General features: G+C 43.8%; 5 protein-coding genes. 4 read left to right on the top strand and 1 reads right to left on the bottom strand.

Annotated elements, in window-relative coordinates:
- Window positions 1-661 precede the first annotated feature (661 nt).
- The 3 genes from ACO6VE_RS11225 to ACO6VE_RS11215 all read left to right on the top strand — a co-directional run bounded on the left by ACO6VE_RS11225 (window position 662) and on the right by ACO6VE_RS11215 (window position 6,851).
- Complete coding sequence (locus ACO6VE_RS11225; protein ID WP_422461330.1) at window positions 662-4,411, top strand: ankyrin repeat domain-containing protein; 3,750 nt, start codon at window positions 662-664, stop codon at window positions 4,409-4,411.
- A 562-nt stretch (window positions 4,412-4,973) separates the two neighbouring features.
- Window positions 4,974-5,882, top strand: coding sequence for a site-specific tyrosine recombinase XerD (gene xerD / locus ACO6VE_RS11220; RefSeq protein WP_422461328.1), 909 nt, complete (start codon window positions 4,974-4,976; stop codon window positions 5,880-5,882).
- A 183-nt stretch (window positions 5,883-6,065) separates the two neighbouring features.
- The gene (locus ACO6VE_RS11215; RefSeq protein ID WP_422448722.1) at window positions 6,066-6,851 is read left to right on the top strand and encodes a thioredoxin fold domain-containing protein; all 786 of its coding nucleotides are present in this window, start codon (window positions 6,066-6,068) and stop codon (window positions 6,849-6,851) included.
- Window positions 6,852-6,925: 74 nt separating this feature from the next.
- On the opposite strand, the gene ACO6VE_RS11210 is transcribed toward ACO6VE_RS11215, so the two are convergent.
- The gene (locus ACO6VE_RS11210; RefSeq protein WP_422448724.1) at window positions 6,926-7,636 is read right to left on the bottom strand and encodes an SDR family NAD(P)-dependent oxidoreductase; all 711 of its coding nucleotides are present in this window, start codon (window positions 7,634-7,636) and stop codon (window positions 6,926-6,928) included.
- 355 nt (window positions 7,637-7,991) lie between these two features.
- On the opposite strand from ACO6VE_RS11210, the gene ACO6VE_RS11205 reads away from it, so the two are divergent.
- On the top strand, window positions 7,992-11,687 hold the full coding sequence (locus ACO6VE_RS11205) for an ankyrin repeat domain-containing protein (protein ID WP_422461326.1): 3,696 nt from the start codon (window positions 7,992-7,994) through the stop codon (window positions 11,685-11,687).
- Window positions 11,688-11,711: the final 24 nt, after the last annotated feature.

The raw sequence follows: 11,711 nt of genomic DNA, 5'->3' as shown, positions 1-11,711 counted from the left end.
CGTTCACCCTGAGCGAAGTCGAAGGGTGCTTTGCACGATCTATCAGAGTCCGGAGTTTCCGTCTTTAGGCCCTAAGGGTCCTTCGACAGGATTCAGCACGAACGGTATTGGTATCAACGCTTAGCAGCGCTCGGGCAGCCTCTTGGTTAAGGTGCTGTGCAAAGAGAACTGATACTATCTACACTATCGTACAATATTGGATCTATTGATTGCCATGCCAACCCCTGCTGCCGATATTCCCAGAATCATCGACAGCCAGTCTTGATGTATGGGGGAGCCCGCCTGGCAGGCTCTCCTGGCACAACAGTGAAAAGCTGGCATAAAATCATTTTTCGATAATAGCATTCAGCCCCCTTTTATGGTGCCTGCTAATTTTTCCAATGTACGTTTCCATAACCAATACCCTGAATCAATCGATATAAAATGGGTTTAATTTGTACATTCTCAAAAACCCGTAAATCTCGGATATGGTGCATAATCAGCGCGCCTGGATTACGCCAACATGTTATGATTTTGCATCATAACCAGCAAGTAGCTAACCATATAACTTTTTGATAAGATACAATCACTCTTTATTGGGACTGAATAGTCACATTAAATAATCAAGAGTAAAGAATAAATGATACCAAAATATCACCCTGTTTTATTCCAGAAGCCATTATTGTCCGAAAGCACTCAAAACCTGGATGAGAAAATAAATGATTACGTTGCTTTCCCTAATGGAGATGTTAGAACACTGGCAGAAATTAAAAGGGATCAACCTGTCAGCTACATCAAAATGAAAACCCAGTTTCTGACTGACATTGGCAAGCTGAAGACTTTGACACAGCGTTTAATCAGCAATGAATATAATAATCAAATTGATACCTTTTACACAAAGATTTCAGATGATCTGAAATATGATGATAAAAAACCTCACAGCCTGATAACATTCAAGGATACTCGTTATTATCTCCATAAAATCATTCATCGAACTGAGCGGTTTCTTGAGCTGGAAGCGAAAAATCCTGATGATGCTGATAAATGGTCTTTAAATAGAGACAGTTTTTGCACTTTGTTTCATGAGATTCTTTCAGGGATAGACAATTGTCTTGGGGGCAATGGTACCCGCCTTCAAAGTGGATTTACCAGCATCGAGAACTCCCGCGACCCACAAAAGGTGCTGTTGCAGATTCGTCACGGGTTACTGGATTATGGCGTTAAATTATTTCTGATAAAAGAGCGTGCCAGTGATAAGGATGAATTTGGATTAGGGAATGAAGTACACACGCACAGTGAACTTTACAATTTAATCTGTGAACAGTTTGGTTTGGAACCCCTTAAAGATTTCGGTCACCATGTAAATCTCAATAATAATCCAGGAATGATTGATCGACTTGAAATTATCCTGCCATCCCTGATGCCGGAGTTCGAAATACTTAATAAACTGACAGATGTATTTTACCAGGACTTAGTATCCTCTTTAAAAAAGCGAAATAAAGAACACTGGCTAACCCGTCCTGTTTCTTTCTCAGAATTTAAGAATGAAGTCACCGATGGGATTAAAGAGGATTTCATAACCCCAATCAATCTTCGGTTCAAAACCAATAATAAAAACAGGCTTGATCTATGGACAATCATCAAACCCTGCGATGATGGGAGCTATGAATTTTCAGAGAGTCGGGAGCGATTTCAGGTATGGTTAATCGATAATTATTTGAATCACACTCCTACCGCGAACGTACTCACTATGGTTGGCAAGAAAAATGACGAAGCTTCTTCCCGGTTTTTTTCGAAGAAAGATAAAGATAAAGATAAAGCACCACCTTCCTACATTGGCTCGAAGGATAATCTTTATTTCTGGGTCTTTAAAACAGAGACTCCTCTTATGCAGGGTGGCAACTGCAGCTTGGACTGGGATAACCATCAAACACTGACTCTGAGTTACTTAAAAACAGTTGATTTTAATAACTTCCCTAATGAAGTACGTTTCAATCTTTTTCAATATGCTTTGAACAACACCAATAAACCAGGTGACTTTTTGGAGTTTTTCCTTGATAAAACCGCATCTGAAAAATGGGACGAAATGGTTAAATCTGACCCTCAAATAAAGGAGATCATGTTAGAAAAAATTATTAATACCCTGAACGATGATGCAGCAGGGTCAACCGGATTTTTACCGCATCTGCCTGCGGGATCTCTTAAAGGGCATACCAGTAATTTCTTCACCGACTTATTACACCGGGCATTTAAACTGAAACAGGCTGGTATCGTTGACTTTTTACTAAAACATGGTTTGCACAAGTGTTCAACCAAGTTTATTAAAGCTGAATTCCAGAAAGTCGTGTTTTCAACATTACAGTTTGACTCAGAAAAATTTGAAATGCTCTGCAAACACCCTGTTATTGACTTCACCTCAAAAAATGAACAAGGTCAAACGCTGTTAATGATAGCAGCAAAATATGGCAAAACAGAGCACCTGAAACTATTTCTGACAAAGAAAGGTATTAAAGTGAATTTGCAAGACAAGAGTGGCAATACCGCACTCTCTCTGGCTGCAGAAAATGGGCAAATCCAGTGTCTGATGGCACTTCTGACACATGACGGTATCAAACTGAATATGGAGACCAATGACGGTTGGACCGCATTAAAGCTCGCTGCAAGATACGGGCGAACTGATTGTCTGAAGGTGCTTCTGAAACAGCAAAAAATTAATGTAGACCTGCGTATCAAGAATAGCTGGACGCCACTAATGGCGGCAGCAAGAGGCGGTCATGGGGACTGTGTAAAGGCATTGCTTGACCATGATGCGTCGTCGATCAACGAACAAAACAAGGAAGGCTATACGGCGTTGATGATGGCGGTAATTGCAGGGGATGAACGTTGTGTCTCGTTATTATTTCAAAAATCCGATAGTGGCATCAATACAACCAATAAAAACGATAACACTGCATGGATTCATCTGCGTAATATTTTTGGGTTAACGCTGGCAATGCTGGCCGCAAAATATGGCAATATTTATTGCCTGAAAGCAATTCTGGAGAAAAAAATCATTGACGTGGACGAGGTAGAAAATAACGGCCAAACTGCACTCATGCTGGCTGCGGCATTTGGGCAAACGGAGTGCCTGGAACTACTTCTGGCACAGGAAGGAATTGACGTTAACAAGCAGGAAAACAAACTCAAGACTGCTCTCATTCTGGCTGCAGATCATGGGCGAACGAAGTGCCTGGAACTGCTTCTGGCACACCAAAAAATTGATGTGAATTTTCGGGGCAAACATAGAGCTACTGCACTCATGCTGGCTGCACAACTCGGGCATACGGATAGCCTGATAGAACTTTTGAAACATAAAGACATCAAAGTGAACGCGCGGGGCAGTACAGGTTGGACCGCATTAATGTACGCAGCAAGAAACGGGAAAACGGACTGTTTGTTGGCACTTTTGGAAAAACAGGGAATTGACGCAAACCTGCCTGACATTGATGGCTGGACGCCATTAATGTCGGCAGCAAGAAACGGTCATGGGGACTGTGTTGAGGCGTTGCTTGCACATGACCCTTCGTCGCTCAATGCACAAAAAAAAGATGGCGCTACGGCTTTGATTCTGGCAGCAAATGGAGGGGATGAACGTTGTGCCTCGTTATTACTCAAACAACCGAATATAGACATCAACATAACAGATAATTACGGTAAAACCGCATGGCAGTATGCGCAGTCCTGTAATGTAGCACAGTGTCAACCATGGCAACAATTTCAACAGATCCTGGATGCAGTAATCAGTGGTAATTTGACATCTCTGACTGAACTGCTGAATGTTGCCGGAGTATTGATCCATGTTCGTAATAAACAAGGGTTAACACTGGCAATGATGGCCGCAAAAAATGGCCAGATTGATTGCCTCAAAGCAATTCTGGCGACGAACGTCATTAACGTAAACGAGAGGGATAATATCGGCAAAACTGCTCTCATGCATGCTGCAGAAAATGGGCAAACGAAGTGTCTTGAAGAGCTTCTGAAACAGGAAAAAATTGATCCGAATGCGCAGTGCAATGCCGGTTGGACCGCATTAACACACGCAGCAAGATATGGGCGAACGAACTGTCTGAAGGCGCTTCTGAAACACCCGGGAATTAAAGCAAACCTGACTGACAAGGATGGCTGGATACCATTAATGTCGGCAGCAAGAAACGGTTATGTCGACTGCGTTAAGCTGTTGATTGAACAGGGTGAGTCGTCAATCAATGCACAAAAGAATGACGGCTACACGGCTTTGATGCTGGCAGTATTTGCAGGCGAATCAGGTTGTATCAGGTGTTTACTTTCACACCCCGACATCAAAATTGATAGTAAAGTTCTGGATCTGGCTAAAGATAAAATTGATTCGGAAAGTTATCAGCTAATGGTTAATCATAAGCCTGAATCCAGTTGAGTCTGTCTATCACCAGCAGTTAGAAGATTTTGAGGCATCGCTGAATATAAATATAAAGGAAGAAGGATCAAAAAAGTATGGAAGAAAAATCATAATATAAAACAGGAAAAATAAGACAAGCGTTAAAACATCGCACGACTGCATCGATGCAGGAGATAGTACATGGTTTCAATAAGTTTATGTGTACAATCTCCGTTCACCCTGAGCGAAGTCGAAGGGTGCTTGGCACGATCTATCAGAGTCCGGAGTGTACGCCCTTAGGCCCTATGGGTCCTCCGACAGGCTTCAGCACGAACGGTATTGGTATTATGTCTTTGAATAAGTTCCCGATTTCCGTTCACCCTGAGTGCTGAGCTTGACGAAGTATCGGAGGGTCGTGCCACCGAACTTCGATACTTCGTCAAGCTCAGCACTCAGTCCGAACGGAGTCAGGCAATGAAAATAGGGAAGTTATTTCCAGACAACTCCTTAGCTGCGCTCGGGCAGCCTCCTGGTTAAGGTGCTGTGCAAAGAGAACTGATATTATCTACACTATCGTGCAATATTGGATCTATTGATTGCCATGCCAACCCCCGCTTCTATGGAAATACAGGCATTTTTACAACACCTCTGGCTTGAACGAGGGCTCAGCAAAAATACCCGTGAAGCTTACCAACGGGACCTGCTGCTCTTCTCTGAGTGGCTGCAAAAGCACACACAAAACGTCGGCAAGCTATTACTCTCAGCCAGCGAGGAGGACCTTCGCCGGTTTCTGGGCTGGCGTTATGAGCAGGGTTATCACCCACGATCAACTGCCCGGCAAATCTCCAGCCTGAGAGCCTTCTACCGTTACCTGCTGCAATCTGAACAGATCACCACTGACATTACGGCCAATATTGACATGCCCCGCCAGGGCAAGGCATTGCCAAAAACATTGTCAGAAGAAGAGGTAGAGTCACTGCTCAGCAGCCCGGATACCGATACCGCCATTGGTCTTCGTGATCGTGCCATGCTTGAGATCCTCTATGCCTGCGGCCTGAGAATCTCAGAACTGGTCAACCTGAAGATGGACAATATTAATCTCAGACAGGGAGTGCTCCGTATTATCGGTAAAGGCCGGAAGGAACGGCTGGTCCCCATGGGCCAGAATGCTATTGAATGGCTGCAGCAATATATACGACAGGCAAGAGGTGATCTGCTGAACCAGTATGACAGCCGAACCCTGTTTCCGGGTCGTCAGGGACTTCCAATGACCCGGCAGACCTTCTGGCATCGGATCAAGCGTTACAATACGATTGCTGGTATCACCACCGACGTTTCCCCCCATGTCCTGCGACATGCTTTTGCCACTCACCTTCTGAACCATGGTGCAGATCTTCGAGTGGTCCAGCTGCTGCTTGGCCATAGCGATCTGTCCACCACCCAGATCTATACCCATATTGCCAACCACAGGCTGTCAGAACTGCACCGAGAGCATCATCCCAGGGGGTAATCTGACCGTTTGTTCACTATTTTTTAGAACTCTCCACCCGATAACCGTGTCCAGGCGATACAACAGGAAGAAATAACGCTAGACTATCTTGTTTTAACCAGCGCTTCTCTCCAATGCTGGAACGGCTTGCCGATAGCCCCTGAGATGTACGGGCTTATCTTGTGAATCTATAAAGGAATCAGTATGTCTAAATTCTCTGCGCTTCTGTTAACGGCCATGATGACCACAAGCGCTGGCTGGTCTGTGGCCGTCCATGCAGAGGCTTCCGGCAAGGACAGTGCCGTTCAGGGCCCCGAGACCCTGATTGAACGTCAGCTGAAAAAACTTGATGCCGCCGTTCCCATTGAGTCGATCACCAAAAGCCCGATGCCCGGCATCTACAAAGTGATACTCAAAGGTGGCTTTGTGATCTACAGCAGCGAAAACGGGCAGTATTTTATTAAAGGCGATCTGTTGGAAGTTCGCGGTAACCAGCTGGTTAACCTGACGGAAGAGGTGAAAAGCCAGCAAAACGCCAGGCTGCTGAAATCCCTGAACAAAGAAGATATGGTGATTTTTGCACCGACAGGTGAAACCAAAGGTGTTGTGTATGCCTTCACGGATGTCGACTGTGGCTACTGCCGCAAACTGCACCGGGAAGTCGACCAGCTGAATGCGCTGGGTATTGAACTGCGCTATCTTGCCTTCCCCCGGGGTGGCCAGCAATCGCCAGTGCATGGCAAGATGACCAATGCCTGGTGTTCAGCAGACCGTAAACAGGCATTAACCGACCTGAAAACCGGCAAGTCCATCAGTGCAGAAATTCAAGGTGATAAGGCAGCGTGCAGTACTGTCATTGATAACCACTACAACCTCGGTGTCCAGATGGGCATTAACGGCACTCCGGCCATGGTGCTGGAAAACGGTCAGGTTATTCCGGGCTATCGCCCTGCTGCCGATATTGCCAGAATCATCAACAGTCAGTCTTGATGTTTAGGGGAGCCTGTCTGGCAGGCTCTTTTGGCACAAACTGAACCCCTGCTTTTGCCGGAGTCCAGGAGCCATTACAGATAGATCATTTTCTTTGTCATACCACCATCAACCACGATATTGGCACCGTTGATAAAGTCATTCTCTTCATGGGTCAGAAACAGACAGGTGTTAACAATATCCCGTGGCTTACCCACTCTCCCCGATGGATGCTGGCGGTGATCCTGCCCGGTCAGCTGATCATAATCTTCAGTTTGAATCCAGCCTGGGCTGATGGCATTCACGGTAATTGGCGTTTGTGCCAGTGATACGGCCAGCGTATTGGTCAGCGACACCAGGCCGCCTTTAGACGCGCCATAGGCCTCCCAGCCCGGTTCATTCTGGTGCCAGCGGGTAGACGCAATATTGATAATACGACCATACTTTTTATTACTATGGTGCCTGATAAACTCTCTGGCACAGTTAAAGCTGCCATTCAGATTAACATCAATCACCCTGGAGAACTCGGCAGCAGTAAGCTCAGCCACCGGCTTATTAAACTGGCTTATGGCACCATTATTAATCAGGATATGTGCAGTGCCATATTGGCGAGCAATGGTGTCAAAGGCTGCTTCAATCATCTCCGGTTTTCCCAGGTCAACGCTGTAGAAATCCATATCACCCGTTGCCGGTTGGTGCAGGTCGAAGCCAACCACAGTTGCCCCCTGCTCCCTGTAAGCTCTGGCAATGGCGTTGCCAATACCCTGACTGGCACCTGTAACAATAACGACTTTATCTGAGTACATACAGTGAGACATCCGTTATAAGCAGTTAACCAAATGAAATCATATTTTCTGGCCAACTACTTAGGTAGCTGAAAATTAGATAGCTGAAAAGCTGGCATAAGATCATTTTCCGATGATAACATTCAGCTTTGGGAGCGTGGAAATAATTCTATTAAATGACAACTCATTGAAAAAATCGCTTATAATTAAGCTCCGCGCAGTGGAAGATCACCATTACCCTTTTTATCAACACCCTTTTATCAACTTCGTGCTGTTTTTTTATTCTTTATTAACTCTAAAGTCAATTTGATATAAGATGCAATTACGCTTTGTCAGGACTGAACTGTTACATTAAATAATCAACAGGAAATAACAAATGATATCACCGCGTCACCCTATTTTATTTCAGAGACCATTAATAATCTCAGAAAGTACTGAAAAACTGAATAAGCAAACAAATGATTACATTGCCTTCCCTGATGGAGATTTCAGCGAGCTGAAAGAAGTTAAAACGAATGAACCTACCATATACCTCAAAATGAAAACTCAGTTTATGGATGATATTATCAAACTGAAGTCTTTGACAGAGCGTATAATCAGCAATGAATTTGATGAGAAAATTGATACCTTTCACACAAAGATTTCAAATGATCTGAATGATGACGATAAAAAACCTGACAGCCTGATATCATTCAAGGATACTCGTTATTATCTCCATAATATCATTCATCGAACTGAACGATTTCTTGAGCTGGAAGCGAAAAATCCTGATGATGCTGATAAATTGTCTTTCAACAGAGACAGTTTTTGCACTTTATTTTATGAGTTTCTCGAAGGGATAGACAATTGCCTTGGGGGCAATGGTGCCCGCATTCAAAGTGCATTTACCAGCATCGAGAACTCCCGCGACCCACAAAAGGTGCTATTGCAGATTCGACACGGGTTACTGGATTATTGCATCAAATCATTTCTGATAAAAGAGCGTGCCGGTAATAAGAATGCATTTTTAATAGGGGAAGAAGTACACACGCACAGTGTACTTTACAATTTATTCTGTAATCAGTTTGATTTGCCCCCCCTTAAAGATTATGGTCACAATGTAAAGATCGATGATTTGACAGATATGATTGGACGACTTGAACTTATCCTGCCATCCCTGATGCCAGAGTTCAAAATACTCAATAAACTGACAGATGTGTTTTACCAGGACTTATTATCCTCTTTAAAAAAGCGAAATAAAGAAGACTGGCTAACCCGTCCTGTTCTCAGCTCAGAATTTAAGCATGAAATCACTGATGGAATTAAAGAGGATTTTATAACCCCAATAAATCTCAGGTTCAAAACCAGTGATAAAAGCGGGCTTAGCCTGGGTACAATCATCAAAACCTACGATAATGGGAGCCATGAATTTTCAAAGAGTCGGGAGCGATTTCAGGTATGGTTAATCGATAATTATTTGAATCATACTCCTAGTGCGAACGTACTCACTATGATCGGCAAGAAAAATGACGAAGTTTCTTCCCGGTTTTTTTCGAAGAAACGTAAAGATACAGTTACAGATACAGATGAAGCACCATCTTCCTACATTGGCTCGAAGGATAATCTTTATTTTTGGGTCTTTGAATCAGAGACTCCTCTCATACAGAATGCCAACTGCAGCCTGGATTGGGATAACCATCAAACATTGACTCTGAGTCATTTAAAAACAGTTGATTTTGATAAATTACCCAATGAAGCACGTTTCAATCTTTTTCAATATGCTTTGAACAACGCCAACAAACCAAGTGACTTTTTTGAGTTTTTCCTTGATAAAACTGCATCGGAAAAATGGAACGAAACGGTTAAATCTGACCCTCAAATAAAGGAGATTATGTTAGAAAAAATCATTAATGCCCTGAACGATGATGCAGCAGGGTCAACCGGCTTTTTACCGCATCTGCCTGTGGGATCTCTTAAAAAGCATGCCAATATTTTCTTCACCGACTTATTACACCGGGCATTTAAACTGAAACAGGCTGGCATCATTGACTTTTTACTAAAACATGGTTTACACAAGAGTTCAACCAGGTTTATTAAAACTGAATTCAAGAAATTCTTGTTTTCAGCGGTACGGTCTGACTCAGAAAAATTTAAAATACTCTGTAAACACCCTGTTATTGACTTCAACTCAAAAAATACAAATGGTCAAACGCTGTTAATGATAGCTGCAAAATATGGAAAAACAGAGCACCTGAGACTACTTCTGACAAAGAAAGGAATTAAAGTGAACTTGCAGGACAAGAATGGCGATACCGCACTTATTCTGGCTGCATCAAATGGGCGATTGGAGTGCCTGACAGCACTTTTGACAGAGCAAAAAATTAATGTAGGCCTGCGTAACAAGAAGCACTGGACGCCATTATTGGTGGCAGCGAGATACGGCCATGGGGACTGCGTAGAGAAATTGTTTGACCATGGTGCGTCGTCGATCGATGAAAAAAACAAGGCAGGCTATACAGCGTTGATGCTGGCGGTCATTGGAGGGAATGAACGCTGCGTCTCGTTTTTATTCCAGAAATTCGATAGCGGCAGCAATACAACCAATAAAAAAGATAACACTGCATGGATTCATCTGCGTAATGGATTTGGGACAACGCTGGTAATGCTGGCCGCAAAACATGGCAATATTTATTGCCTGAAAGCAATTCTGGAGAAAAAAATCATTGACGTGAACGAGACAGATAATGACGGCGAAACTGCACTCATGCTTGCTGTAGAAAATGGGCAAACGGAGTGCCTGGAACTACTTCTGGAACAGGAAGGAATTGACGTTAACAAGCGGAGCAATAAATACGAGTCGGCTCTCATCATGGCTGCAAAAAATGGGGACGAGGAGTCACTGAAACTACTGCTGGCGCACGAAAGTATTGATGTGAATGGTTATGCCAATTGGGGTGTTACTGCACTCATGCTGGCTGCAAAAAACGGGCATACGGACAGCCTGAGATTACTTTTGACACATAAAAACATCAAACCGAATGAGTGGAGCATGACCGGTTATACCGCATTAATGTACGCAGCAACAAACGGTAATACGGACTGTTTGCTGGCGCTTCTGAAAATACCGGGAATTGACGCAAACCTGACTGACAGTCGTGGCTGGACGGCATTAATGCTGGCAGCAAAAAACGGTCATGGAGACTGTGTGGAGGCGTTGCTTCTGCATGATCCTTCGTCGATCAATGCACGACAGAAGGGATTCCATACGGCTTTGATGCTGGCGGCAGAAGGAAAGGATGAACGTTGTGCCACGTTATTACTCAAACAACCCAATATAGACATCAATGCAAGAAGTTTGTACTTTAAAACCGCATTGCAGATTGCGGAGGCCAATAATTTAGCAGAGCGTCAACCATGGCAAAAATTTCAACAGATCCTGAATGCAACAAGCAGTGGTAATTTGACATTACTGACTGAACTGCTGAATTTTGCCAAAGCATTGATCCATGTTCGTAATACAAAAGGGTTAACACTGGCAATGGTGGCCGTAAAAAATGGCCAGATTGATTGCCTCAAAGCAATTCTGGCAATGAATGTACTTAAGGTGGACGAGAGGGATAATAATGGCAAAACTGCACTCATGCATGCTGCAGAAAAAGGGCAAACGAAGTGTCTGGAAGAGCTTCTGACACAGAAGGAAATCGACCCGAATGCGCAATCGAATGCAGGTCGGACGGCAATATTCTACGCAGCAAGTAATGGGCGATTGGACTGTCTGAAGGTGCTTCTGAAACACCCGGGAATTAAATCAGACCTGCCTGAAGAGCATGGCTGGACACCATTAATGTCGTCAGCAAGAAACGGGGATGTCAACTGCGTTCAGGTGTTGATTGAACAGGGTGAGAAGTCGATCAATGCACAAAAAAACGATGGCTATACGGCTTTGATGCTGGCAGTAATTGCAGGCGTACCAGATTGTATCAGGTGCTTACTTTTACACCCTGACATCAAAATTGATAGTGAAGTTATCAATCTGGCTAAAAAGCAAAATGATTCAGAAATTTCTCAGCTAATCGTTGCCGAATCCAAATGAGTCTGTCCTTCATCAGCAGGTCGA

The organism is Endozoicomonas sp. ALB115, from assembly GCF_049310245.1.
Lineage (GTDB): Bacteria > Pseudomonadota > Gammaproteobacteria > Pseudomonadales > Endozoicomonadaceae > Endozoicomonas.
The sequence above is the reverse complement of the archived record's forward strand: the minus strand, read 5'-3'. Positions and strand labels throughout refer to the sequence as shown.

Bases quoted from the DNA above. Each gene is read 5' to 3' on its own strand.
- xerD (WP_422461328.1), top strand. From the start codon at position 4,974: ATGCCAACCCCCGCTTCTATGGAAATACAGGCATTTTTACAACACCTC.
- ACO6VE_RS11215 (WP_422448722.1), top strand. From the start codon at position 6,066: ATGTCTAAATTCTCTGCGCTTCTGTTAACGGCCATGATGACCACAAGC.
- ACO6VE_RS11210 (WP_422448724.1), bottom strand. From the start codon at position 7,636: ATGTACTCAGATAAAGTCGTTATTGTTACAGGTGCCAGTCAGGGTATT.
- ACO6VE_RS11205 (WP_422461326.1), top strand. From the start codon at position 7,992: ATGATATCACCGCGTCACCCTATTTTATTTCAGAGACCATTAATAATC.